Source organism: Roseovarius sp. THAF8 (assembly GCF_009363735.1).
In the GTDB taxonomy this organism is placed as follows: Bacteria; Pseudomonadota; Alphaproteobacteria; order Rhodobacterales; family Rhodobacteraceae; genus Roseovarius.
In genome coordinates, this window is sequence record NZ_CP045410.1 from 3,868,250 (window position 1) to 3,891,169 (window position 22,920).

Here is a 22,920-nt window from a genome sequence, read left to right on the forward strand (position 1 = left end):
CGGAAATGTGCTGAGCGTTGCACAATGACAAGAGGGGAATGCGGAATGGGTGATCGGCCTGGCACGGTGGTCTTCGATCTGGACGGGACGCTGGCGGATACGAGCGGGGATCTTATCGCCGCCGCCAATGCCTGTTTCCGGGGGATGGGCGAGGGCGATCTGCTGGACCCGGTGGCGGATGCCGGTACGGCGCTGCGCGGCGGGCGGGCGATGCTGACGCTTGGCATGACGCGGCTGGGCCGGGCGGATGACGTGGCCGAGATCGACCGGCAATATCCAATCCTTCTAAAGGCTTACGGAGAGGCGATCGACACGCACACGGTGTTCTATCCAGGAGCGATGGACGCGGTGGAGAATCTGCGGCTGGCCGGGCACCCGGTGGCGATCTGCACCAACAAGCCCGAAAAGCTGGCGCTGCAGCTGATGACCTCGCTGGGCGTGCTGGACAGGTTCGGCGCGTTGGTGGGGGCCGATACGCTGGCGGTGCGCAAGCCCGACGCCGAGCCGCTGCGCGAGGTTGTGCGGCGGGTGGGGGGCGATCCTGGCCGCTGCCTGCTGGTGGGGGACACGGTGACGGACCGCGAGACGTCGCGGGCGGCGGGGGTGCCGTCGGTGCTGGTGACGTTCGGGCCCGGGGGCGACGATGTGCGGGTGCTGGAGCCCGACGCGACGATCGACCATTTCGACGAGTTGCAGGGCGTAGTGCAGAGGCTTTTCGGCTGAAACCCGGTTTCGGGAAAGCGAAATGCCGCTTTTCGACAGGCGCTTCGAGATTGACCTGCGTCGCGCGGGGCCGCAATAAAAGCCCATGACCGAGGTTTTCACACGCAGTTTCACCCAGCAGGAGCCGATCCCCGAGGAGGGGATTCGCGCCGCGATGGAGGTGATGCAGAGCGGGCGGCTGCATCGCTATAACCTGTCGCCCGGAGAGGTGGGCGAAGTGGGCCTGCTGGAGCAGGAATTCGCGGCCTATACGGGCGCGAAATACGCGCTGGCCGTCGCCTCGGGCGGCTATGCGATGGCCACGGCATTGCGGGCGCTGGACGTGCAGCCTGGCGAAAAGGTGTTAACGAATGCTTTCACCCTCGCGCCGGTGCCGGGGGCGATTGCCAGCGTCGGTGCGGTGCCGGTGTTCGTCGGCGTGACGGAAAGCCTGACCATCGACCTTGAAGATCTGGTTAACAAGGCGGGCGCGGCGCGCATCCTGATGCTGAGCCACATGCGCGGGCACCTGTGCGACATGGACCGGCTGGTGGAGATCGCCAGCGACCACGGGCTGACCATAATCGAGGATTGCGCCCACACGATGGGGGCGGCGTGGAACGGGGTGCCGTCGGGGCGGCATGGCCTCATTGGCTGCTATTCGACGCAGACCTACAAGCACATGAATTCGGGCGAGGGCGGCCTGCTGGTCACGGATGATCCGGGCGTCATGGCGAAGACGGCGATGCTGTCGGGGTCCTACATGCTCTATGGCCGGCACGGGACGGTGCCGCCGGAAGAGGAATTCGAGAAGATCAAGTACCAGACGCCCAATGTCTCGGGGCGGATGGACCACCTGCGCGCGGCGATTTTACGCCCGCAACTCAAGGCGTTGGACGCGCAATGCGCCAAGTGGAATGCGCGCTACCGGGTGGTCGAGGAGGGGCTGCGCGGCACGCCCGGCCTGAGGGTGGTGGAGCGGCCCGAGGCGGAGACCTATGTGGGCTCGTCGATCCAGTTCCTGCTGCTGGACTGGAGCAACGGGGCCATCGCGGAGGTGGTGGCGCGGTGCGGGAAACGCGGCGTCGAGTTGAAGTGGTTCGGGGGCGCCGAGCCGGTGGGGTTCACCAGCCGCTATGACAGCTGGCGCTATGCGCCGAGCGCGCCGATGCCCGCCAGCGACCGGGTGCTGAAGGGCATTCTGGACATGCGCCTGCCGCTGACCTTCACCTTGGAAGATTGCGCGCTGATCGCGCGGATCATCCGGGCGGAAGTGGGCGCGGTGCAGCAGGCCGGATCGACCTGAGACACCGGGTTAACGGCGACTCAGGAGCCGAAATGGCACGTCGGTATCGCGTCGGTATTTGGGTGGTCCGCCGACGGTGCGGTTTTCCGCGACCTGCCCGGTTTATGGAGCGTGCGGCGGTTAACGGACCGCACGCTGAGGCCCTCGCGGGCTGACGCGTTTCGGCGGGTCAGTCGTTGGGCGTTTCGTCGGGAATCGGGACGGTGGAGATCGAGACCTTGGCCGAGCCTTGCGACAGTTCGCGCCCGTGCGAGATGTAGACCAGCGTGTTGCGGTCGGCATCATAGATGCGTTTCACGCGCAGCGTCTTGAAGATGATCGAGCGGCTGGCGCGAAACACGTCCTCGCCATCCTCGGAGCGGTCGATGTCGCCCAGGGTGATGGGGCCGGTCTGCTGGCATTCGATGGCGCTGTTCGAGGGGTCCTCGAACCAGTTGCCATTGGCCAGCCGGTCGATGAAGCCGCGCTCGAAATAGGCAAGGTGGCAGGTGACGCCCTGCACATCGGGATCCTCGATCGCCTCGACGATGATGTCGTTGCCGGCCCAGTCGACGCCGATCTCGCCCACCTGCTCTGCACTGGCGGGCGAGACCATGAGGGCCGCCAGCGCGGCGGCCCCGAAACCTGCGCGGCGCATCAGAACGTGACCGTGCCGTGCTCGCCCACGTCGGGCGTGTCGTTGCTGATCGAGGCGCGGGCGAACTCGAAAAGCGACTTGGCGTCGCCATCGGTGGCCCAGACGGCCGCCTTCTTGGGGCGCATCGACACGAGCACGATGTCGTCGTCCTGGCGGCCCTCGTCGAACCAGACGGCGGCCATGGGCGACCAGATCTCGTCGAGCTTGGCCTCGCTGGTCTCGACCGACAGCGCGCCGTCGATATCGGCGTAGAGATGCGCGCTGGGACAGGCCGCGATGAATTTGCAGGTCTCGCCCTTGGCCGCCGCATCGGCGATGTCGGTGCCCTTGGCGGTGATGAACCAGATGGCGTTGTCGTCATCCGTGATGGTGGGCGCCATGGGGCGCGGCGGGGCGCTGGCGGTGGACAACATGCCGGCCTGCAGCTTGTCGAGGCGCTTCCACAGGGTTTCTCTCAGATCATCGGACATTGGATGACTCCTTTGTTATGCTGATGGTGTCTGGGGGCCAACCCGTGGTGCGCGGAATCGGTTCCGGCGAGGTGCGCGGGATTGACGGGGTGACAGGGCGGGCCTATAAATGAACAAGCGTTCAATAAATGCCGGGAGGGGTGAGGAATGTTCGACGCGGTGATGAAGTTCGACTTGGGCGAGGACGTTCATGCCCTGCGCGAGATGGTGCATCGCTGGGCGCAGGAGCGGGTCAAGCCGCTGGCCGCCGAGATCGACCGGACGAATGAATTTCCCTCCGAGCTGTGGACCGAGATGGGCGAGCTGGGCCTGTTGGGAATCACCGTGCCCGAAGAGCATGGCGGCGTGGGCATGGGGTACCTTGCGCATGTGGTCGCGGTAGAGGAGGTGGCGCGGGCCTCGGCCAGCGTGTCGCTGAGCTATGGCGCGCATTCCAACCTGTGCGTGAACCAGATCAAGCTGAACGGCAGCGACGAACAGCGGGCGAAATACCTGCCGGGGCTGATTTCGGGTGAAAACGTGGGCGCGCTGGCCATGTCCGAGGCGGGCGCGGGCAGCGACGTGGTGTCGATGAGCCTGCGGGCGGAAAAGCGCAACGATCACTATCGCCTCAATGGCAACAAGTACTGGATCACCAACGGGCCGGATGCCGATACGCTGGTGGTCTATGCCAAGACCGAGCCGGAAGCCGGCGCCAAGGGAATCACCGCGTTCCTGATCGAGAAGGCGATGACGGGGTTCACGACCAGCGCGCATTTCGACAAGCTGGGGATGCGGGGGTCGAACACCGCGGAGCTGATCTTCGAGGACGTGGAAGTGCCGTTCGACAACGTGCTGGGCGAGGAAGGCAAGGGCGTGAAGGTGCTGATGTCGGGCCTGGATTACGAGCGCGTGGTGCTGGCCGGGATCGGCCTGGGGATCATGGCGGCGTGTCTCGATGAGATCATGCCCTACATGGCCGAGCGCAAGCAGTTCGGGCAGCCGATTGGGAATTTCCAGCTGATGCAGGGCAAGATCGCCGACATGTACACGGCGATGAACTCGGCGCGGGCCTATGTCTACGAGGTGGCCAAGGCGTGTGACCGGGGCGAGGTGACGCGGCAGGATGCGGCGGCCTGTTGCCTCTATGCGTCCGAGCAGGCGATGGTGCAGGCGCACCAGGCGGTGCAGGCGATGGGCGGCGCGGGCTTTCTGAACGATGCGGCGGTGGCGCGGATCTTCCGGGATGCCAAGCTGATGGAGATCGGGGCGGGCACGTCCGAGATCCGGCGGATGCTGATCGGGCGCGAGCTGATGGGGGCGATGGCATAGGCCATGCGGTTCGGGCGCGCTCCGTGGTTTTTCATCCCGCTTCTGTCGCTGGTCTGCCTGGGCGCGGTCATTGCGCTGTTGCTGGGCGGGCGGTCGGTGACCACGACCGAGACGGCGGTGATCGAGGCGGTGGCGGAGCGTTACGTGGCCGAGACCGGGGCCGCGCGGACCGATTGCCACGCGACGCCGGCGCAGTCGGCGGGGTTGTGGCTGGTGGTGACATGTGCGGGCGCGGAGGGTGGCCGGGTGGACTATTTCGTCGACCGATTCGGCGAGGTGGCCCACCGGGAAGAGGTGAGGGAAGGCGTTTAAGGTGTTGGAACATAAGGACTACGAGGCGTTGAAGGGCGCGTTTTCCTGGGACCTTCCGGCGCGGCTGAACATGGCGGCGCAGGCGTGCGACGACTGGGCGGCGCGGGCGCCGGACCGCGTGGCGATCAAGGATTTGGCCGAGATGCACCGGGACCTGAGCTATGGCGACCTGCGCGACATGGCGGACCGACTGGCGCATGTGCTGGTGGCGAAAGGCGTGGCGCGGGGCGACCGGGTGGGCGTGCTGCGCAGCCAAGGCGGCTGGTGCGCCGCGGCCCATATCGCGATCTGGAAGATCGGGGCGGTGTCGATCCCTCTGTTCAAGCTCTTTCGCGAGGACGCGTTGACCAGCCGGGTGCGGGACGCGGGCGCGAATATCGTCGTCTCCGACGCCGAAGGTATTGATATGCTTGCGCCTTTGGCGGAAGTGGAGGCGTTTGTGCCCGAGGATGCGGACCTGCCGGAGCAGGGCGCGTTCGAGCCGGCGGAGACCACGCCGGACGACCCCGCTGTGCTGATCTATACCAGCGGCACGACCGGCAGCCCGAAAGGCGCGCTGCACGGGCACCGGGTGCTGACCGGGCACCTGCCGGGGGTCGAGATGCCGCATGATTTCCTGGGCCAGCACGAGGGGGATTGCCTGTGGACGCCGGCCGACTGGGCCTGGATTGGTGGGCTGTTCAATATCCTGATGCCGGGGCTGGCCCTGGGCGTGCCGGTCGTGGCGGCGAGATTGCCGAAATTCAGCGTCGAGGAGTGCGTGAAGATCATCCGGCAGGGCGCTGTTCGGAATATCTTTTTCCCGCCTACGGCCCTGCGGATGCTGAAGGCCGCCGACGAGCGCATCGAGGGCCTGCGCACGGTCGCCAGCGGCGGTGAGCCGCTGGGGGCCGAGATGCTTGACTGGGGGCGCAAGGCGTTCGGCCTGACGATCAACGAGTTTTACGGGCAGACCGAGTGCAACCTTGTGGCCGCAAGTTGCCAGAGCCTGTTCGACCCGAAACCGGGCTGCATCGGCAAGGTGGTGCCGGGGCACGAGGTGGCGGTATTGGACCCGGACGGACAGCCGACGGACGGCGAGGGCGATGTCGCCGTAAAGCGCGGCTCGGCCAGCATGATGCTGGAATACTGGAACCGGCCGGAGCAGACGGCGGAGAAGTTTCGCGGCGACTGGATGCTGACCGGCGACCGGGGCGTGTGGGACGGGGACTTCCTGCGCTTTGTCGGGCGCGAGGATGACGTGATCACCAGTTCCGGTTACCGGATCGGGCCGGCGGAGATCGAGGATTGCCTGCTGACCCATGACGCGGTGGCGACGGTGGGCGTGGTGGGCAAGCCCGACGCGCTGCGCACCGAAATCGTGAAGGCCTATGTGGTGGTGCGGGACGGCGTGACGGCGGATGAAGCCTTGGCCGAGGCGTTGAAAACCCATGTCAAAGAACGGCTTGCGGGGTATTCTTATCCCAGGGAGGTGACGTTCCTGGACGCGTTGCCGATGACGGTCACCGGCAAGGTGATCCGCAAGGAGCTGAAGGCACGGGCCGTGGCGGAAACGGAGGATGACGTATGATTATGAGGGGGGTGGCGATAGTGGCAATTGCCGTGGCGGGCCTGTCGGGTGCGGCACGGGCGCAGGAGCCAAGCGTGAACGAGGGCACGGTCGCGGCCTGTTTCGACGCGGCCCCGCGCGATGCCGGTGTGCCGAGCTGCGTGGGAGATGCAGCGAACCAGTGCCAGACGCAGCCGGGCGGCGGCTCGACCATCGGGATCGTGGCATGCGTGCAGGCCGAGACGGCGGTTTGGGACAGGTTCCTGAACCGCGAATACAAGGCGACGCGGGCGCAGCTGGACCAGGTCGATACAGGGCAACCGACTGTTTCGGAAGCGCTTTTGACGGCGCAGCGGGCCTGGATCTCCTATCGCGATGCCGAGTGTGCGCTGGCCTTCGAGCGCAACCGGGGCGGCACGATCCGGTCGGTCGCGGCGGCGTCCTGCCTGATGCGGATGACGGCGCAACGGTCGCTGGAACTGCGCGACATGCGCGGAGGGATGTGAGGCATGGCGCGGCGGCGCGACCTGAGCCTGATGCTGGCGCAGGCGGCCCTGTGGCCTGTCGCGGCACTGGCCGAGGACGCCGCGCTGCCGGATTTCGCCACCTGCCTGCAGGGCGAGATCCTGCGCTATGAACAGGCGGTGACCGCCTTTGCACCGACCCCGGCGGAGAAGGCGGGCTATCCGCTGGCCGATGTCGCTGGCGTGGAATTCTGCGGCACCGTGGGGATCGTGATCTGCGATCGGTCCGAGGAACCTCTGGGCTGTCAGAAGGCGCTGGCGGTGGAGCAGGATATCTGGCGGGCGAGGGTTCTGACGGAGTTGCCGGAGCCGGAAGACGCGGAAGGCGCGGAGGTGGAAAATCCTTTTGCGGACATACTTTACAGGCAACTCTTCGACTTGGCGCACGGGATGTCGGCGGGGCGCGATTGCGCCGGGCACAGCCCCCGGATGGAGATGTGGTGCCGGGCGCGCGAGGCCAACGGGCGGCTGCGCGCGGCGGTGATCGCGTGGCAGGTGGCGCGGCACGAGGGCAAGGTGGCGCCCGCCTTCGAGGCGGGCTGGATCGCCGCGCCGGACCCGGTGCGCCCGCGTGCGAGGCGGGAAGAATGATGCAAACGCCGCGTGCCGCATATGGAAACGGGGCCGGCCCGAAGGCCCGCCCCGCCTGCTTCCCCGTCCCCCGGGAAGGATCAGAAGGTGTGGACGTAGGACACGCCGAAGACCCACGGGTTGATCTTGGCCTTGCCGATGTCCACGCCGTTCAGCTTGACGTCGCTTTCGATGTTCATCCAGCGCACGTCTGTCCGCAGCGCGCCCTTGTCGGAGACCCTGTAATCGAGGCCCGCGTGCAGGGCGAGGCCCCAGCTGTCGTCGAGGTCGAGGTCGTTGCCCGCGAGCGGGCCGACGGCCTTGGATTCGGTGAAGGTGGTGTAGTTGATACCGGCGCCGATGAAGGGCGTGATGTTGCCCTTGTTGGTGAAGTGGTATTGCAGAGAGAGGGTCGGCGGCAGGTGCTTGACCTCGCCGATCTTCACGCCGCCGGTGTCGACGTCATGGGCAAAGGGCCAAGCGGCCAGAAGCTCGACGCCGAGGTTGTTGGCGATGAAGTATTCGCCGGTCAGCTGCAGCGAGTAGCCGTTATCGACGCTGATGGGCGTGGGGCCGGCGAGCACGCCGTTGCCGCTTTCGGGGATGACGCCGGCGAGGCCGATGCCGAGCGAGACGTCGCCGCGCTCCTGCGCGAGGGCCGGAGCCGCGCCGGCGACGAGTGCTGCGAGTGCGAGGGCGGTGAGATGTTTCATGGTCTTTCCACTTCTGAGTTATTCGAGCGGAAGATGACTCGGGCCGGGCTAAATCGCTTTGATGTATGTCAAAATCGCGATGCGCCCGCGGGGTGTTGCGCATATGTCACGAAGCTCTGCGGTGCAGCGGGGGCGCGGCCCCGGAAGATCAATGCGAAAGGAGTGGCGGGATGAAGATTTCCTCTAAGATTCTGACCGGATCGGCGGAGTTCCAGGCCAACCGGGAGGCGCATCTGGCGGCTTTGGCAACGGTCGAGGAGGCCGCGCGTGCGGCCGCGGAAGGCGGCGGCGAGGCGGCGCGGGAGCGCCACAAGAGCCGGGGAAAGATGCCCCCGCGCGAGCGGGTGGCGAATCTGCTGGATCCGGGCAGTCCCTTTCTCGAAGTGGGCGCGGTGGCGGCGCATGGGCTTTACGACGGGGCGGCGCCTTGCGCGGGTGTGATCGCTGGGGTCGGGCGCGTCGCGGGGCGCGACTGCATGGTGGTCTGCAACGATGCCACGGTGAAGGGCGGCACCTACTACCCGATGACCGTCAAGAAACACCTGCGCGCGCAGGAGATCGCGGAGGAATGTCGGCTGCCCTGTATCTACCTGGTGGATTCGGGCGGCGCGAACCTGCCCAACCAGGACGAGGTGTTTCCCGACCGGGATCATTTCGGGCGGATTTTCTACAACCAAGCGCGGATGAGCGCGAAGGGAATCGCGCAGGTGGCCGTGGTGATGGGGTCGTGTACCGCCGGCGGGGCGTATGTGCCGGCGATGAGCGACGTGACCATCATCGTGCGGGACCAGGGGACGATTTTCCTGGCCGGGCCGCCGCTGGTTAAGGCGGCGACGGGCGAGGACGTGACTGCCGAGGACCTGGGCGGCGGCGACGTGCACACGCGGCTGAGCGGCGTGGCGGATTACCTGGCGGAGGATGATGCGCACGCGCTGGCGTTGGCGCGGCGGGCGGTAGGCAGTCTTGGGATGGAGGCAGGGGCCGCCGGGGTGAACCCCGGCCTGCGCATGGAGACGCCGGAGGCGCCCGCCTATGACCCCGAGGAGATATTGGGTGTGGTGCCGGGGGACCTGCGCACGCCTTATGACATCCGCGAGGTGATCGCGCGGCTGGTGGATGGCAGCCGGTTCGACGAGTTCAAGGCGCGGTTCGGAGAAACGCTGGTGACGGGGTTTGCCCATGTGGAGGGCTGCCCGGTGGGGATTGTCGCCAATAACGGTGTCTTGTTCAGCGAGGCGGCCCAGAAAGGCGCGCATTTCGTGGAGTTGTGCAGCCAGCGCAAGGTGCCGCTGGTGTTCTTGCAGAACATCACCGGGTTCATGGTGGGCCGCCGGTACGAGAACGAGGGGATCGCGCGGCATGGGGCCAAGATGGTGACGGCGGTCGCGACGACGAGCGTGCCCAAGGTGACGATGCTGGTGGGCGGCTCTTTCGGGGCCGGGAATTACGGCATGGCGGGGCGGGCGTATCAGCCGCGGTTCCTGTGGACCTGGCCGAATTCCCGCATTTCCGTGATGGGCGGCGCGCAGGCGGCGGGCGTGCTGGCGACGGTGAAGCGCGACGCGATCGAGCGCAAGGGCGGGACATGGAGCGCCGACGAGGAAGCGGCGTTCAAGCAGCCGACAGTTGATATGTTCGAGGAGCAGAGCCATCCGCTTTATGCCAGTGCGCGGTTGTGGGATGACGGGATCATCGACCCGCGGAAATCGCGGCAGGTGTTGTCGCTGAGCCTGCGCGCGGCGCTGAATGCGCCGGTGGAGGAGACGCGGTTTGGTCTCTTTCGGATGTGAGGCCGGGCGCGCGCCTCTGGGCCGCGCGGGACGGCGTATGGAAAAAGGTGAAAGAGGGTCGTGACGATGCAATTGCAAGCGGTTCAAGAACGGTACCCGGGGGCGCAGGCCTATGTGTTCGGCGACAGCGCCCGGATGTCTGCGGAATTGATCGGGCTGGTGCGCGCGGGCCCCAAGCGGGCGACCTGCCTGTCCATGGCCGAGGTGGCGCGCGGCGAGGCGGTGCCGCAGATCGGGCGCTGCGACGTGGCCACGACCTTTGACGGTCGGCCCGCCCTGGTAACCCGGACGATGGAACTGCGGCTGGTGCGGTTCTGCGACATGCCCGAGGCGCTTGCCCTGGCCGAGGGGGAGGATGAGACGCTGGCCGGGTGGAAAGAGGGCCACGAGGGGTATTACCGGCGGATCGGGGTTTTCGATCCTGAGATGGAACTGATCTGGGAGCGGTTCGAGGTGATCGAGGATTTGGGGGCCGTGGACGATGTTTGACACGATCCTGATTGCGAACCGGGGCGAGATTGCCTGCCGGGTGATGGAGACGGCGCGGGCCATGGGGGTGCGCTGTGTCGCCGTCTATTCCGATGCCGACCGGGCGGCGCGGCATGTGGCGCTGGCGGATGCCGCCGTGCATATCGGGGGGGCGGCACCGGCGGAGAGCTATCTTGACGGGGCGAAGATCATCGCGGCGGCGCAGGAGAGCGGCGCGCAGGCGATCCATCCCGGGTACGGCTTTCTAAGCGAGAACCCGGATTTCGTGGAGGCGGTCGAGGCGGCGGGGCTGACCTTTATCGGGCCGTCGGCCAAGGCGATCAGGGCGATGGGGCTGAAGGATGCGGCCAAGGCGCTGATGCAGGACGCGGGCGTGCCGGTGGTGCCGGGCTATCATGGCGAGGAGCGGGATCCGGGATTCCTGGCCGAAAAGGCCGGGGAGATCGGCTATCCGGTGCTGATCAAGGCCGTGGCGGGGGGCGGCGGCAAGGGGATGCGGCTGGTCGAGGCGGCCAAGGGCTTTGACGAGGCGCTTGAGAGTGCGCAGGCCGAGGCGAAGACGGCCTTCGGCAATGAGGCGGTGCTGATCGAGAAGTATATCCAGCAGCCGCGGCATATCGAGGTGCAGGTTTTTGGCGACGGGCAGAGCGCCGTGCATCTCTTCGAGCGGGATTGTTCGTTGCAGCGGCGGCATCAGAAGGTGATCGAGGAAGCGCCGGCGCCGGGGATGACGCCGGAGGTGCGCGCGGCCATGGGGGCTGCGGCGGTGCGCGCGGCGGAGGCCATCGGATATGCCGGGGCGGGGACGGTGGAGTTCATCGTGGACGGCTCGGATGGGCTGCGCTCGGATGGGTTCTGGTTCATGGAGATGAACACGCGGTTGCAGGTGGAACATCCTGTGACGGAAGAGATCACCGGGGTTGACCTGGTGGAGTGGCAGTTGCGGGTGGCCGCGGGCGAGGGTCTGCCGAAGCGGCAGGAGGATCTGTCGATCAATGGCCATGCCTTCGAGGCGCGGCTTTACGCCGAGGATGTGCCGAAGGGTTTCCTGCCGGCGACGGGGCGGCTGCGGCATCTGGTGTTTCCTGATGGAGCGCGGGCGGATACCGGCGTGCGGGCGGGAGACGAGATTTCCCCGCATTACGATCCGATGATCGCCAAGCTGACAACGCGCGGGCCGACGCGTGCGGTGGCGCTGCAACGGCTGGGTGCGGCGCTGGAGGCGACGCAGGTGGCGGGGACGGTGACGAACCTGGCGTTCCTGGGGGCGCTGGCGCGGCATGAGGGCTTTGGCCGGGGCGAGGTGGATACCGGGCTGATCGCGCGGGACCTGGAGGCGTTGAGCGCGCCGCCGGAGGTGAGCGACGCCACGGTGGCGCTGGCGGCTTTGGCGAGCCTTGGATTGCTGGAGAGCGGCGGGCCGGAGACGGGGTTTGCACTGTGGCAGCCTTTGCGGCGGAGTGTGGTTCTGCGGCGCGAAGGCGAGGAGGTGCAGGCAAAAGTGCAAAGCCTGTCGGCGGGTGCGCATGACGTGGAGGTCGGAGAGCGCGTGGTCGCGGCGCGCCGCGTGGGCGGGCGCTGGCAGATGGACGGCCAGCTTGCGCCGGAGGTGGCGGTGACGGGCGACCTGGTGACGGTCTTTGCGGGCTACGGAATCGAGTTCGACATCCTCGATCCGCTGGAACGGGGCGAGTTTGCCGCCGGAGACACCAGCGTGATCGAAGCGCCGATGCCCGGCATGGTCAAGGCGGTCTTTGCCGAAGCGGGCCAAGAGGTGGCCAAGGGCGACCGGCTGGCCGTTTTGGAGGCGATGAAGATGGAGCACAGCCTGCTGGCCCCGCGCGACGGGGTGGTGGCAGAGGTGCTGGCCGATGCGGGCAGCCAGGTGGAGGCCGGCGCGGCGCTGATCCGGTTGGAGGAGGACGCGGAGGCGGCGGCGTGACGGAGGGGCTGCGGCTGACCGGCTATCGCTTCAGCGTCTATACGCGCAGCGTGCGGATGGTGCTGGCGGCGAAGGGGTTGGAGTATGACTATGTGGAGTGTGATCCGTTCGGGGAGGATGCGGAGGCGCTGACACGGCTGCATCCGTTTAGACGGGTGCCGGTGCTGGAAGCCGGAGACTTTCGGCTGTGGGAGACGCAGGCGATACTCGACTACCTGGAGGCCATCGCGCCGGAGCCGCTGATGGTGCCGGGCGCGCCGGAGAGGGTGGCGCGGATGCGGCAGGCGATGGGGATCGCGGACAGCTATGCCTATTGGCCGTTGGTACGGCAGGCGTTTTCCAACGGCGTCTTCGCGGCGCTGGAAGGCGAGGCGGGCGATGCCGGTGCTTTGGCGGACGGTTTGGCGAACGCGCCGCGCGTGCTGGACGCGCTGGAGGAGATCGCCGCTGAAGGGCAGGTGCTGCGGCCCGGGAGCCTGGACCTGGCGGACTGTCACCTCTGGCCGATGCTGGACTATTTCGGCATGGTGCCGGGCGGGGAGGAGAGGATCGCCGCACGACCCGCGCTGGCGGCGTGGTGCGGGTGGATGGAAACCTGCGACGTGGCCGAAGAGACGCGTCCGAACCTGACCAAGGAGGCGATGGCGTGATTGTCCTGCACCATGTGCCGCAAAGCCGCTCGATGCGGGTGCTGTGGCTGCTGAACGAGCTGGAGGGCGTTGAATTCCGCGTGGTGACCCATGCCTTCGACAAGAGCCTGCGGCAGCCCGAGTTCCTGAGCCTGTCGCCGGCGGGGCGGGTGCCCGCGCTGGAGATCGAGGGCGAGCGGATGTTCGAATCGGGCGCGATGATGGAATACCTGTGCGAGAAGTTCCCCGAGCGGGGGATGGGACGGATGCCGGGCGACATGGACCGGATGGCCTATCTTGTGTGGTTGCATTTCGCCGAGACAGTCAGCCAGCACGTCGCGATCCTGACCCAGCAGCATATCATGCTGCGCGAGGATCACATGCGCAGCCCGACGGTGATGCGGCTGGAGGCGGCGCGCCTGCGCAAGTGCTATGGCGCGATCGAGGCGCGGCTGAGCACGCCGGTGGAGAACCGCGATTACCTGCTGACCGGGGGGTATTCGGCCTGTGATATCGCCGTGGGTCAGGCGGTTTACATGGCGCGGCATTTCGCGACGCTGGACGGGTTTCCCGAGACGGCGAAATGGTACGACCGGCTGACCGAGCGGGCGGCGTACCAGGCGGCCTTGCCCGAGGAGAGCGGCGCGCGAATCTACGAGCAGGCGTTCTATGCGGCGCCGGAGGAGGATGCGGATGGCTGAACGGGTCGAGATCTTCGAGGTGGGCCCGCGCGACGGGTTGCAGAACGAAAAGCGAGAGATCCCGGTGGCCGAGAAGGTGGCGCTGATCGACTGCCTGAGCGGGGCGGGGTTTGCCCGCATCGAGGTGGCGAGTTTTGTCAGCCCCAAATGGGTGCCGCAGATGTCCGGCTCGGCCGAGGTGCTGGCGGGCATCACCCGCGCGCCGGGGGTGAGCTATGCGGCGCTGACACCCAACATGCGCGGGTTCCAGGACGCGATGGCGGCGGCGGCGAACGAGGTGGCGATTTTCGGCTCGGCCTCGGAAGGGTTTTCCAAGGCCAATATCAACGCCACGATAGAGGAGAGCCTGCAACGCTTCGCGCCGGTGGCGGAGGCGGCGCGCGAGGTGGGCGTGCCCTTGCGCGGCTATGTGTCCTGCGTGACGGACTGTCCTTATGACGGACGGGTTGCACCCGAACAGGTGGCCGAGGTGGCGGGGCGGCTTTACGAGATGGGCTGTTACGAGATCAGCCTGGGCGACACGATCGGGCAGGGCACGCCGGAGAGCATCGACGCCATGCTGCGCGCGGTGACGGGGGCGGTGCCGGCGGAGAAGCTGGCGGGGCATTACCACGACACCGGGGGCCGGGCGCTGGACAATATCGAGGCGTCGCTGGCGCACGGGCTGCGGGTGTTCGACGCCGCTGTCGGGGGCCTGGGGGGCTGTCCCTATGCGCCGGGCGCGAAGGGCAACGTGGCGACCGAGAAGGTGCATGACCGGCTGGAGGCGCTGGGCTGCGCCACGGGGCTGGACCGGGATGTTCTGGGCCGGGCGGCGGAGATGGCGCGCGCGATGCGGGTCGGGTGACAAGAATTTTACGAAAATTCTTGTCAAAATTCTTGGAAGAATTTTGGCGCGGGGAGAGAGCGGATGTATGAAACGGTGAGGATCGAGCGGGATGCGCGGGGCGTGGCGACGCTGTGGCTGGACCGGGCGGAAAAGCACAACGCGTTGTCGGCGCGGATGATCGCGGAACTGCACGAGGCCGCGCGGGAGCTGGGCGCGGACAAGAGCGTGCGCGTGGTGATCCTGGCCGCCGAGGGCCGGACATTCTGCGCGGGCGGCGACCTTGGCTGGATGCGTGAGCAGTTCGAGGCCGATCCCGAGACGCGGGCGAAAGAGGCGGGCAAGCTGGCCTATATGCTGCAGGCGCTGAACACGCTGCCCAAGCCGCTGATCGCGCGGGTGCATGGCAACGCGTTCGGCGGCGGGCTGGGCCTGATCTCGGTCTGTGACGTGGCAGTGGGCGCCGAGGCTGTGCAGATGGCGTTGACCGAGACGCGGCTGGGGCTGATTCCGGCCACGATCGGGCCTTACGTGGCCGCGCGGATGGGCGAGGCCAAGGCGCGGCGGGTGTTCATGTCGGGACGGCGGTTCGAGGCCGCCGAAGCGGTTCAGCTGGATCTTTTGGCCCGCGCTGTGCCGCAGGATGCGCTGGACCAGGCCATCGAGGACGAGGTTGCGCCCTACCTGGACTGTGCGCCCGAGGCCGTGGTGCAGGCCAAGAACCTGTTGCGGCGGCTGGGTCCGAGGATCGACGCGGAGGTGATCGAGGACACGATCGAGGCGCTCAGCGCCTGTTGGGCGGGCGAAGAGGCGCAGGCCGGTATCGCGGCGTTTTTCGAAAAGCGCACGCCGCCCTGGAAAGGCGACGGGTAATCCGGTTAATTTAACGAAGATTAAATCTTTTTCCCGTTTTTTGGGTCAGGCATTGAATCAAGGTGACAGGAATGACGCGTGTTCTTCAGGGGATCGGGGTGATCGAGGGCGCTGTGATGGCGCTTGGGCTTTTGTGGCTGACCGCGTCGCCGGCGTTCGCGCAGGACGGGGTCTATACCTCGGGCGATGGCAGCCTTCGTACAGATCTGCGCTATTCCGAACGGATTTTCGACCGCCAGAGCGACGTGACGACCAAGGTGGCGCAGATCCTGCGGGCGCGGGCCACGGGGCAGGTGCCGGAGGGGTCGCTGACCTTTGGCGGGCGGCTGATCGCGACGCAGATCTCGGAGCGCACGAACACGCCGGGCAAGTTTCCGATCCTGTCGCGGCTGCCGCCGACGCACACGCGGGGCAGGTCGGACAGTTATGGCGTGATCAACGAGATCTCGCTGAACGCGACGCTGGCGCTGCCGTGGGTCACCGGCTTTGTCCAGGGGGAGTTCACCGAGGTCGAGTATCCCGGCCAGGACGATGTCCAGCTGCGCAAGTACGTGCTGATCCTGGGAGACCTGAAGCGCTCGCCCTTCTACCTGGCGGTCGGTCGCAAGACATTGAATTTCGGGAATTTCGCCAGCTACGCGCCGTTCACGCACACCCATTCCAGCCACTATTTCTGGGCCCAGAGCGAGGATCCCGTGATCGAGCTGGGATATGTCACCGAGCGCACGGAGCTGGCCTTTACCCTGATCCCGGCGCATCGCGGCAACCGGGTGCTGAGCAGTCCCAGGAACAATGGCGAGCTGACGAATTTCGCGTTGAACGGCGCGCAACGGTTCGGAATCGCGCCGGGCCATGATCTGACGGTCGGGGCCGGATACCTGCGCGGGTCGATCTATGACAGCACCATCGCGCACCACCCGCCGGGGCGGGGGATCAATCGGTTCTGGAACGAGCTGTGGGACGTCAACCTGACCTGGAGCGGGCCGCGTTTCGACGTGCAGGCGGAGTTCACCCGGTCGATGCACGACTGGCCTGCCACGGGGCATCACGTGCAGGCCACGACGCTGCAGGCCCGGTGGCACCGGACCCTGGCAGGCAAGCCGATCACCTATTCGGTGTCCGCCAGCCGCGGCGTGCAAGGCACGAATGGCAGCGAGTGGGAACGGATGGAGCAGGTCATCCTCGGGGTCGAGTACGAGGCCGCACGGCATGTCACGCTGGGGGCGGAGTACATGTACAACGCCGGGTTCGTTCCGCTGATCCTGCCGACCTTTACCGGCGACAGGTCGGTGGAGTCGCATACCCTGATCGCGGGTGTGAAAATGACGTTCTGAGACCGGGCGCGCGGGCTTAGACGGGGCTGAGAGTGGGCCGAGACGGGGCAAGCCGAGGCTTGACGCCGGGGGCACCGGACGCGGAACCGGGTCGTGCCAGGGCAGAGACCGGGCTGGCCTGGAGGAAAGCCGGGGTCAGGCGGGGCCGGGCGCAAAGCCTGCCCGCCGCAGAGAGCGACCAGGCCGGGGCGTGGTGCATATGCTTGCGTCCTACAGGGCATGGACAGGACAGGTGCGGCGTCGGTCACATTGGATGCAACGCCGGGCCGTACGAAGCGCGACAGCCACCGGATACGGAGAGGCGGCGCGCCGGACGCGAAGGTCGATCATACCAGGTGCAGGGATCGGGCGCGCCGCTCGGACAGACAAAGGTTTTCGGTGCGCAGGCGGCGCGTGCCGGGGTGCGGGGACAAGAGGTGCCGGGCACTTATTCGCGGCACGCCGGAGCGGGAGACAGCGTAGTAGGCGCGGAGATGGGTCAACGCAGTGTGAGGGCAATGCGTGTAGCTTGTGCCAAGCGCCCAGACTTGGCGCGGCGTCAGTCCCTGCTGGGTGCAGGGATCGTGGGAGCCTCTGTGCCGCGCGAGCGAACAAGGTGCGACTGCACGGTGCGGTGGTGCGCGGAGGTGCCGGATGCAAACACGCGGCACGCCCGAGGCTGAGACAGCGAACGAGGGGCGCAGCGTTGGGGCAGGAACTGTGTGAGGGCCTTGCGTCCAGGTTGCGAGAAGGATGCAGACATGGCGCGGCGTAAGTTCCTGCCGGGTGCAGACGCCGTGGGAGGCTCTTTGCCGCACCAGCGAACAAGGCGAGACTGCACGGATCGGAAGGCCGGGGAGCAGCATGGCACATATATTCGCGGCAAGACCGGAGGTGGAGGCCGCACGAATGGGGCGCAGGGATGATATAGGCGCGGCGTGAGGATACTGACTTGCGAAAAGGCTGCGGACCTGGCGCGGCACCAGTCCTTGCGGAGTGCAGGGGCTGTGGCAGCCTCTGTGCCGCGCGAGGGGACAAGGCGCGACTACACGGTGCGGCGGGGACAAGAGGTGTCGGGCGCATATTTACGCGGCACGCCCGAGGTGGGGGCAGCACGAAAAACGGGTGCAGCGTTGGCACAGGACGTGCGTGAGGACGGTGCGTCCAGGTTGCGAGAAGAATGCGAACTGACGCGGTGTCAGTCCCTGCCGGGTCCAGAGGCTGTGGCGGCCTCTAATGCCGCGCGACAACAAAGCGCGCGACGGCACGGCGCAGTGCGCGCGGAGGCGCTGGGCCGGTCGTGCGGCGGGGGGCTGTGGCCGGGGCCCGTGCCGGTCCGGAGGGGCGCATTTGCGGTGCGTCCGGAACTCGCGTCAATTTGCCCAAGGCGGTCTGGCGCCCCCAAATTCGATATACCACGGTATTCAAGGGGTTTCGCCCTGCGTCGGACGCCTTGAATTCACGTCCCGCTTGGTTGACCCTGCTCCGGGGCAGGGGTAAACCCTGACGAGTACTACACGCCAATCTTATGCCCGGCCCGTGCGACGGCCCGGCGCATGAAAGGAGCCACACGTGGAAGAGATGCTGAGGGAGTACCTCCCTGTTCTCGTTCTTCTGGGTATCGCCATCGGTCTTGGACTGGTCCTGATCCTCGCCGCGGTCGTGCTGGCCGTGCGCCACCCCGACCCCGAAAAGGTCAGCGCCTACGAATGCGGCTTCAACGCCTTCGACGACGCACGGATGAAGTTCGATGTCCGGTTTTACCTTGTCTCGATCCTGTTCATCATCTTCGATCTGGAGATCGCGATGCTGTTTCCCTGGGCGGTGGCGTTCCAGGACCTGAGCATGACGGCGTTCTGGTCGATGATGGTCTTCCTGGGCGTGCTGACGGCCGGGTTTGCCTATGAATGGCGGAAAGGGGCGATGGAATGGCAGTAGAGGACAAGACCGCGCACACCACCGATGACGAGATGGTCACCGAGGTGCAGAGCGAGGGCTATCAGTCTCCGCGGATCAAGACCGGCCCATCGAGCCAGGTGCCGCTGGAGGCCTATGCCGACGATTACCAGCAAGACACCGCCACGCAGGCGCTGAACCGCGAGTTGCAGGACAAGGGCTTCCTGGTGACCTCGACAGAGGACATCATCAACTGGGCCCGCACCGGTAGCCTGCACTGGATGACGTTTGGTCTGGCGTGCTGTGCCGTCGAGATGATGCACACCTCGATGCCACGCTATGACCTGGAACGGTTCGGCACTGCGCCGCGCGCCAGCCCGCGCCAGTCGGACCTGATGATCGTGGCCGGCACGCTGACCAACAAGATGGCGCCGGCGCTGCGCAAGGTCTACGACCAGATGCCCGAGCCGCGTTACGTGATCAGCATGGGCTCCTGCGCCAATGGCGGCGGATACTACCACTACAGCTATTCGGTGGTGCGCGGCTGTGACCGGATCGTGCCGGTGGATGTGTATGTGCCCGGCTGCCCGCCCACGGCGGAGGCGCTGGTGTACGGGATCATGCAGCTGCAACGCAAGATCCGCAGAACGGGGACGATCGTGCGCTGAGGCGCCTTTGGGGGATGCAAGATGAGTGACGCGCTAACCGAACTTGGGCACCATATCGAGGGCCGCCGGCCCGATTGCGTGTCCGGCTGGTCGGTCGATCATGGCGAGCTGAACGTGACCGTGACCCTGTCGAGCCTGAAAGGCCTGGTGGAGTTCCTGAAAAACGATCCGAACTGCCGTTTTTCGACGCTGGTGGACATCACCGGCGTGGATTACCCGGACCGGCCCAAGCGGTTCGACGTGGTCTATCATTTCCTCAGCATGTACCAGAACCACCGCATCCGGCTGCGCGTGGCCGCGCGCGAGGAGGACATGGTGCCGTCGATCACGGATGTGCATCCTTCGGCCAACTGGTTCGAGCGCGAGGTGTTCGACATGTTCGGCATCCTGTTCAGCGGCCACCCGGACCTGCGGCGCATCCTGACCGATTACGGCTTTCGCGGCTTTCCGCTGCGCAAGGATTTCCCGACCACGGGCTATACCGAGGTGCGCTATGACGAGGTGCAGAAGCGCGTGGTCTACGAGCCGGTGAAGCTGGTGCAGGAATACCGGCAGTTCGATTTCATGAGTCCGTGGGAGGGTGCCGATTACATCCTGCCGGGCGACGAGAAAACCGACGAGAAGGCCAAGTGAACCGGGGCGCGAAAGGGACGACACGGACATGCTTTGGGTGATACTCTTCATGGCGGCGTTCGTGGTTCCCTTCTGGAAGCTTCTGCCGGGCTACGGCATCGCCAGCGCATGGGCGCTGGTGGCGATCTTTCCGCTGGGCGCGCTGGCGCTCTTGTACCTGATGGCGTTCGGCCCCCGCGCGGACGATAGAGGATAAGGAGACCAAGGATGATGGACGGCTCCAACACGTTGACGAAGGGCTTTGCCGATACCGAGACCGGCGAGCAGAAGATCCGCAACTTCAACATCAACTTCGGGCCGCAGCACCCGGCGGCGCACGGCGTGCTGCGCCTTGTGCTGGAGCTGGACGGCGAGATCGTGGAGCGGTGCGACCCGCATATCGGTCTGCTGCACCGTGGCACCGAGAAGCTGATGGAAAGCCGGACCTACCTGCAGAACCTGCCTTATTTCGACCGGCTGGATTACGTGGCGCCGATGAATCAGGAACATGCCTGGTGCCTGGCCATCGAGAAGCTGACCGGCGTCGAGGTGCCGCGCCGCGCGAGCCTCATTCGGGTGCTCTATTCGGAAATCGGGCGGGTGCTGAACCACCTGCTGAACGTCACCACGCAGGCGATGGACGTGGGCGCGCTGACCCCGCCGCTGTGGGGGTTCGAGGAACGCGAGAAGCTGATGATCTTTTACGAGCGGGCCTGTGGCGCGCGCCTGCACGCGGCCTATTTCCGGCCCGGCGGCGTGCATCAGGACCTGCCCCCGGAACTGCTGGACGATATCGAGACCTGGGCGCGGGACGAGTTTCCGAAATTCATGGACGATATCGACGGGTTGCTGACGGAGAACCGCATCTTCAAGCAGCGCAACGCCGATATCGGCGTGGTCAGCCAGCAGGAGGCGCTGGACTGGGGCTTTTCGGGCGTGATGGTGCGCGGCAGCGGCATGGCGTGGGACCTGCGCCGGGCGCAGCCCTATGAGTGCTATGACGAGTTCGAGTTCAAGATCCCGGTGGGCAAGAACGGCGACTGCTACGACCGTTACCTGTGCCGGATGGAGGAGATGCGCCAGTCGGTGTCGATCATCCTGCAGGCGATCGAGAAGCTGCGCGCGCCCGAGGGACAGGGCGATATCCTGTCGCGGGGCAAGATCACGCCGCCGAAGCGGGGCGAGATGAAGACCTCGATGGAGGCGCTGATCCATCACTTCAAGCTGTATACCGAAGGGTTCCACGTGCCCGAGGGCGAGGTCTATTGCGCCGTCGAGGCGCCCAAGGGCGAGTTCGGCGTCTACCTGGTGTCGGACGGCACCAACAAGCCGTATCGCGCCAAGCTGCGCGCGCCGGGCTTTTTGCACCTGCAGGCGATGGATCATGTCGCGGGCGGGCACCAGCTGGCCGATGTGGCGGCGATCATCGGGACGATGGACGTGGTCTTTGGGGAGATCGACCGCTAGGCGGGACAACAGCACTTTTCCCCGTAGAAAAACAAGGCCGGACAGGGGCGGCGACGGTTTGGAGAGACGAGACGATGAAGACAAGACTGGGTTTGATGGGCGCCGCTGCGGCGATGGGGATCGTCGCAGGCTGCACTGCGCCGCCCGAGGGAACGGGCGAGCAGGACGTGGCCAAGTTCCAGGTCGCGGTGGCCAGCATCGGCTGCACCCTGAAGACCGAGGCGGATTACCTGCCGGTCGAATTGCAGACCGGCCTGACCCGCGAGCAATCGACCCAGATGGCCGCCTACATGGTGACGACCGAACGCGCCGTGCGCCTCGAGGGCGGCGGGATCAGAATGACGACAGGAGCGTGCGCAGCCTGATGCTGAGACGTCTACACAGAGAACAGCCCGAGAGCTTTGCCTTCACGCCCGACAACCAGGCGTGGGCCGAAGCGCAGATCTCGAAATACCCGCAGGGGCGCCAGGCGAGTGCCATCATACCGCTTTTGTGGCGTGCGCAGGAGCAGGAGGGCTGGTTGACCCGTCCGGCGATCGAGCATATCGCCGAGATGCTGGAAATGGCGCATATCCGGGCGCTGGAAGTGGCCAGCTTCTACTTCATGTTCCAGCTGTCGCCGGTGGGCAGCGTGGCGCATTTCCAGATCTGCGGCACGACGTCCTGCATGATCTGCGGGGCCGAGGACCTGATGGCGGTCTGCCGCGAGAAGATCGCCGACAAGCCGCATACCGTCAGCGCGGACGGCAAGTTCAGCTGGGAAGAGGTCGAGTGCCTGGGCGCCTGCGCCAATGCACCAATGGCGCAGATCGGCAAGGATTACTACGAGGACCTGACCGCCGAGCGGTTCGCCGAGATGATCGACGAGTTCGCCGCCGGCACGGTGCCGGTGCCGGGGCCGCAGAACGGGCGCTATGCGTCGGAACCCGAGGCGGGACTGACGACGCTGAAGGAATTCGATTCGGGCCACACGAAATACAATGGCTCGGTGCAGCGCGCGGTGGACCTGGGCGACACGATCAAGCGGATCGACGGCAGCGAGGTGCCTCTGGTGGCGCCGTGGCGCGAACATGGCGCCAACCATCAGCCCGCGCCGCCGAAGGTGAAGCTGAACGAGTCGCCGGCCAATCCGGGGCTGAAGGCGCCGAAGCCCGACCGCTCGGAAGGCAGGCCGGCCGACGATACCGGCGCGACCAAGGCCGAGGCACCAGCCAAGAGCAAGGCCAACCCGGTGTCCAAGGACGAACCGGCTGGCGAGGACAAGAGCGACAAGGCCAAGCCGGCCAAACCCGCAGCGGCGGACGGCGATGAGGGTACCAAGCCCGAGACGCTTGACGCTGCCCGCGAGGGCGGGCCGGACGACCTGAAGCTGATCAAGGGCGTGGGGCCGAAGCTGGAGCAGCTTCTGCACTCCATGGGCTTTTACCATTTCGACCAGATCGCCGCATGGGGGCCACGGGAGGTGGCCTGGGTGGATCAGAACCTGGAAGGCTTCAAGGGCCGGGTCAGCCGGGACGACTGGGTCGCCCAGGCGCGGACGCTGGCCGATGGCGGGACGACGGAATTTTCTAAGAAAGTCAAAAAGGGGGACGTCTACTAGACGATCTTCACGCCAAAGGG

The 22,920-nt window shown here is 66.4% G+C and carries 25 protein-coding genes; 22 read left to right on the forward strand and 3 right to left on the reverse strand.

Annotated elements, in window-relative coordinates; translation table 11 throughout:
• Positions 1-45: 45 nt before the first annotated feature.
• Together FIU85_RS18965 and FIU85_RS18970 are read left to right on the forward strand one after the other, a co-directional pair.
• Positions 46-723, forward strand: coding sequence for an HAD-IA family hydrolase (locus tag FIU85_RS18965; RefSeq protein WP_152492865.1), 678 nt, complete (start codon positions 46-48; stop codon positions 721-723).
• A gap of 85 nt (positions 724-808) precedes the next feature.
• Positions 809-2,008, forward strand: a complete 1,200-nt coding sequence (locus FIU85_RS18970) for a DegT/DnrJ/EryC1/StrS aminotransferase family protein (protein ID WP_152498003.1) — start codon at positions 809-811, stop codon at positions 2,006-2,008.
• Positions 2,009-2,177: 169 nt separating this feature from the next.
• On the opposite strand, the gene FIU85_RS18975 is transcribed toward FIU85_RS18970, so the two are convergent.
• Positions 2,178-2,645: a CreA family protein gene (locus FIU85_RS18975; protein ID WP_152498004.1), complete on the reverse strand. Its 468-nt coding sequence runs from the start codon at positions 2,643-2,645 to the stop codon at positions 2,178-2,180.
• Positions 2,645-3,115, reverse strand: coding sequence for a pyridoxamine 5'-phosphate oxidase family protein (locus FIU85_RS18980; RefSeq protein WP_152498005.1), 471 nt, complete (start codon positions 3,113-3,115; stop codon positions 2,645-2,647). Before FIU85_RS18980 ends, FIU85_RS18975 begins: the two co-directional genes overlap by 1 nt.
• Before the next feature lie 147 nt (positions 3,116-3,262).
• Here FIU85_RS18980 and FIU85_RS18985 point away from each other — a divergent pair, with 147 nt between their 5' ends.
• From FIU85_RS18985 to FIU85_RS19005, 5 genes are all read left to right on the forward strand, one after another.
• Positions 3,263-4,426, forward strand: coding sequence for an isovaleryl-CoA dehydrogenase (locus FIU85_RS18985; RefSeq protein ID WP_152498006.1), 1,164 nt, complete (start codon positions 3,263-3,265; stop codon positions 4,424-4,426).
• Between the two features lie 3 nt (positions 4,427-4,429).
• A complete protein-coding gene (locus FIU85_RS18990) occupies positions 4,430-4,738 on the forward strand; it encodes a hypothetical protein (RefSeq protein ID WP_152498007.1) in 309 nt (102 codons plus the stop codon).
• 70 nt (positions 4,739-4,808) lie between these two features.
• The gene (locus FIU85_RS18995; protein ID WP_152498325.1) at positions 4,809-6,308 is read left to right on the forward strand and encodes an AMP-binding protein; all 1,500 of its coding nucleotides are present in this window, start codon (positions 4,809-4,811) and stop codon (positions 6,306-6,308) included.
• Positions 6,305-6,793 carry a lysozyme inhibitor LprI family protein gene (locus FIU85_RS19000; RefSeq protein ID WP_152498008.1) on the forward strand — a complete coding sequence of 163 codons (489 nt, stop codon included), beginning with the start codon at positions 6,305-6,307 and terminating at the stop codon, positions 6,791-6,793. The genes FIU85_RS18995 and FIU85_RS19000 overlap by 4 nt, the downstream gene beginning before the upstream one ends.
• A gap of 3 nt (positions 6,794-6,796) precedes the next feature.
• Positions 6,797-7,402: a hypothetical protein gene (locus tag FIU85_RS19005; protein ID WP_152498009.1), complete on the forward strand. Its 606-nt coding sequence runs from the start codon at positions 6,797-6,799 to the stop codon at positions 7,400-7,402.
• Positions 7,403-7,482: 80 nt separating this feature from the next.
• On the opposite strand, the gene FIU85_RS19010 is transcribed toward FIU85_RS19005, so the two are convergent.
• Positions 7,483-8,094 (reverse strand): OmpW family protein, encoded by a 612-nt coding sequence (locus FIU85_RS19010; protein WP_152498010.1) that lies wholly within the window; start codon positions 8,092-8,094, stop codon positions 7,483-7,485.
• A 170-nt stretch (positions 8,095-8,264) separates the two neighbouring features.
• On the opposite strand from FIU85_RS19010, the gene FIU85_RS19015 reads away from it, so the two are divergent.
• The 15 genes from FIU85_RS19015 to FIU85_RS19080 all read left to right on the forward strand — a co-directional run bounded on the left by FIU85_RS19015 (position 8,265) and on the right by FIU85_RS19080 (position 22,900).
• The gene (locus FIU85_RS19015) at positions 8,265-9,884 is read left to right on the forward strand and encodes a carboxyl transferase domain-containing protein (RefSeq protein WP_152498011.1); all 1,620 of its coding nucleotides are present in this window, start codon (positions 8,265-8,267) and stop codon (positions 9,882-9,884) included.
• A 66-nt stretch (positions 9,885-9,950) separates the two neighbouring features.
• Entirely contained in the window at positions 9,951-10,373 is a 423-nt protein-coding gene (locus FIU85_RS19020) for an ASCH domain-containing protein (RefSeq protein ID WP_152498012.1), read from the forward strand.
• Positions 10,366-12,315, forward strand: coding sequence for a biotin carboxylase N-terminal domain-containing protein (locus FIU85_RS19025; RefSeq protein WP_152498013.1), 1,950 nt, complete (start codon positions 10,366-10,368; stop codon positions 12,313-12,315). Before FIU85_RS19020 ends, FIU85_RS19025 begins: the two co-directional genes overlap by 8 nt.
• Positions 12,312-12,965, forward strand: coding sequence for a glutathione S-transferase family protein (locus FIU85_RS19030; protein WP_152498014.1), 654 nt, complete (start codon positions 12,312-12,314; stop codon positions 12,963-12,965). The genes FIU85_RS19025 and FIU85_RS19030 overlap by 4 nt, the downstream gene beginning before the upstream one ends.
• A complete protein-coding gene (locus tag FIU85_RS19035; RefSeq protein ID WP_152492851.1) occupies positions 12,962-13,645 on the forward strand; it encodes a glutathione S-transferase family protein in 684 nt (227 codons plus the stop codon). Before FIU85_RS19030 ends, FIU85_RS19035 begins: the two co-directional genes overlap by 4 nt.
• Positions 13,638-14,492 carry a hydroxymethylglutaryl-CoA lyase gene (locus tag FIU85_RS19040; protein ID WP_152498015.1) on the forward strand — a complete coding sequence of 285 codons (855 nt, stop codon included), beginning with the start codon at positions 13,638-13,640 and terminating at the stop codon, positions 14,490-14,492. The genes FIU85_RS19035 and FIU85_RS19040 overlap by 8 nt, the downstream gene beginning before the upstream one ends.
• A gap of 63 nt (positions 14,493-14,555) precedes the next feature.
• The gene (locus tag FIU85_RS19045; RefSeq protein ID WP_152498016.1) at positions 14,556-15,344 is read left to right on the forward strand and encodes a crotonase/enoyl-CoA hydratase family protein; all 789 of its coding nucleotides are present in this window, start codon (positions 14,556-14,558) and stop codon (positions 15,342-15,344) included.
• A gap of 71 nt (positions 15,345-15,415) precedes the next feature.
• On the forward strand, positions 15,416-16,678 hold the full coding sequence (locus tag FIU85_RS19050; RefSeq protein ID WP_152498017.1) for a hypothetical protein: 1,263 nt from the start codon (positions 15,416-15,418) through the stop codon (positions 16,676-16,678).
• A 1,551-nt stretch (positions 16,679-18,229) separates the two neighbouring features.
• A complete protein-coding gene (locus tag FIU85_RS19055; RefSeq protein ID WP_152492847.1) occupies positions 18,230-18,595 on the forward strand; it encodes an NADH-quinone oxidoreductase subunit A in 366 nt (121 codons plus the stop codon).
• Positions 18,586-19,221 (forward strand): NADH-quinone oxidoreductase subunit B family protein, encoded by a 636-nt coding sequence (locus tag FIU85_RS19060; protein WP_254702952.1) that lies wholly within the window; start codon positions 18,586-18,588, stop codon positions 19,219-19,221. The genes FIU85_RS19055 and FIU85_RS19060 overlap by 10 nt, the downstream gene beginning before the upstream one ends.
• A gap of 21 nt (positions 19,222-19,242) precedes the next feature.
• Positions 19,243-19,854 carry an NADH-quinone oxidoreductase subunit C gene (locus FIU85_RS19065; RefSeq protein WP_152498018.1) on the forward strand — a complete coding sequence of 204 codons (612 nt, stop codon included), beginning with the start codon at positions 19,243-19,245 and terminating at the stop codon, positions 19,852-19,854.
• Positions 19,855-19,882: 28 nt separating this feature from the next.
• Positions 19,883-20,050, forward strand: a complete 168-nt coding sequence (locus FIU85_RS22115; RefSeq protein ID WP_172978100.1) for a hypothetical protein — start codon at positions 19,883-19,885, stop codon at positions 20,048-20,050.
• Positions 20,051-20,061: 11 nt separating this feature from the next.
• Positions 20,062-21,300 (forward strand): NADH-quinone oxidoreductase subunit D, encoded by a 1,239-nt coding sequence (locus FIU85_RS19070; RefSeq protein WP_152498019.1) that lies wholly within the window; start codon positions 20,062-20,064, stop codon positions 21,298-21,300.
• A gap of 74 nt (positions 21,301-21,374) precedes the next feature.
• Positions 21,375-21,665: a hypothetical protein gene (locus FIU85_RS19075; protein ID WP_254701661.1), complete on the forward strand. Its 291-nt coding sequence runs from the start codon at positions 21,375-21,377 to the stop codon at positions 21,663-21,665.
• Positions 21,665-22,900, forward strand: coding sequence for an NADH-quinone oxidoreductase subunit E (locus FIU85_RS19080; protein ID WP_152498020.1), 1,236 nt, complete (start codon positions 21,665-21,667; stop codon positions 22,898-22,900). The genes FIU85_RS19075 and FIU85_RS19080 overlap by 1 nt, the downstream gene beginning before the upstream one ends.
• Positions 22,901-22,920: the final 20 nt, after the last annotated feature.

Bases quoted from the DNA above. Each gene is read 5' to 3' on its own strand.
- FIU85_RS19010 (WP_152498010.1), bottom strand. From the start codon at position 8,094: ATGAAACATCTCACCGCCCTCGCACTCGCAGCACTCGTCGCCGGCGCG.
- FIU85_RS19025 (WP_152498013.1), top strand. From the start codon at position 10,366: ATGTTTGACACGATCCTGATTGCGAACCGGGGCGAGATTGCCTGCCGG.
- FIU85_RS19070 (WP_152498019.1), top strand. From the start codon at position 20,062: ATGATGGACGGCTCCAACACGTTGACGAAGGGCTTTGCCGATACCGAG.
- FIU85_RS18995 (WP_152498325.1), top strand. From the start codon at position 4,809: ATGGCGGCGCAGGCGTGCGACGACTGGGCGGCGCGGGCGCCGGACCGC.
- FIU85_RS18980 (WP_152498005.1), bottom strand. From the start codon at position 3,115: ATGTCCGATGATCTGAGAGAAACCCTGTGGAAGCGCCTCGACAAGCTG.
- FIU85_RS19000 (WP_152498008.1), top strand. From the start codon at position 6,305: ATGATTATGAGGGGGGTGGCGATAGTGGCAATTGCCGTGGCGGGCCTG.
- FIU85_RS19065 (WP_152498018.1), top strand. From the start codon at position 19,243: ATGAGTGACGCGCTAACCGAACTTGGGCACCATATCGAGGGCCGCCGG.
- FIU85_RS19075 (WP_254701661.1), top strand. From the start codon at position 21,375: ATGAAGACAAGACTGGGTTTGATGGGCGCCGCTGCGGCGATGGGGATC.
- FIU85_RS18975 (WP_152498004.1), bottom strand. From the start codon at position 2,645: ATGCGCCGCGCAGGTTTCGGGGCCGCCGCGCTGGCGGCCCTCATGGTC.
- FIU85_RS19005 (WP_152498009.1), top strand. From the start codon at position 6,797: ATGGCGCGGCGGCGCGACCTGAGCCTGATGCTGGCGCAGGCGGCCCTG.
- FIU85_RS19060 (WP_254702952.1), top strand. From the start codon at position 18,586: ATGGCAGTAGAGGACAAGACCGCGCACACCACCGATGACGAGATGGTC.
- FIU85_RS19015 (WP_152498011.1), top strand. From the start codon at position 8,265: ATGAAGATTTCCTCTAAGATTCTGACCGGATCGGCGGAGTTCCAGGCC.
- FIU85_RS22115 (WP_172978100.1), top strand. From the start codon at position 19,883: ATGCTTTGGGTGATACTCTTCATGGCGGCGTTCGTGGTTCCCTTCTGG.
- FIU85_RS19020 (WP_152498012.1), top strand. From the start codon at position 9,951: ATGCAATTGCAAGCGGTTCAAGAACGGTACCCGGGGGCGCAGGCCTAT.
- FIU85_RS19080 (WP_152498020.1), top strand. From the start codon at position 21,665: ATGCTGAGACGTCTACACAGAGAACAGCCCGAGAGCTTTGCCTTCACG.
- FIU85_RS18985 (WP_152498006.1), top strand. From the start codon at position 3,263: ATGTTCGACGCGGTGATGAAGTTCGACTTGGGCGAGGACGTTCATGCC.
- FIU85_RS19050 (WP_152498017.1), top strand. From the start codon at position 15,416: ATGACGCGTGTTCTTCAGGGGATCGGGGTGATCGAGGGCGCTGTGATG.
- FIU85_RS18965 (WP_152492865.1), top strand. From the start codon at position 46: ATGGGTGATCGGCCTGGCACGGTGGTCTTCGATCTGGACGGGACGCTG.
- FIU85_RS18970 (WP_152498003.1), top strand. From the start codon at position 809: ATGACCGAGGTTTTCACACGCAGTTTCACCCAGCAGGAGCCGATCCCC.
- FIU85_RS19040 (WP_152498015.1), top strand. From the start codon at position 13,638: ATGGCTGAACGGGTCGAGATCTTCGAGGTGGGCCCGCGCGACGGGTTG.
- FIU85_RS19045 (WP_152498016.1), top strand. From the start codon at position 14,556: ATGTATGAAACGGTGAGGATCGAGCGGGATGCGCGGGGCGTGGCGACG.
- FIU85_RS18990 (WP_152498007.1), top strand. From the start codon at position 4,430: ATGCGGTTCGGGCGCGCTCCGTGGTTTTTCATCCCGCTTCTGTCGCTG.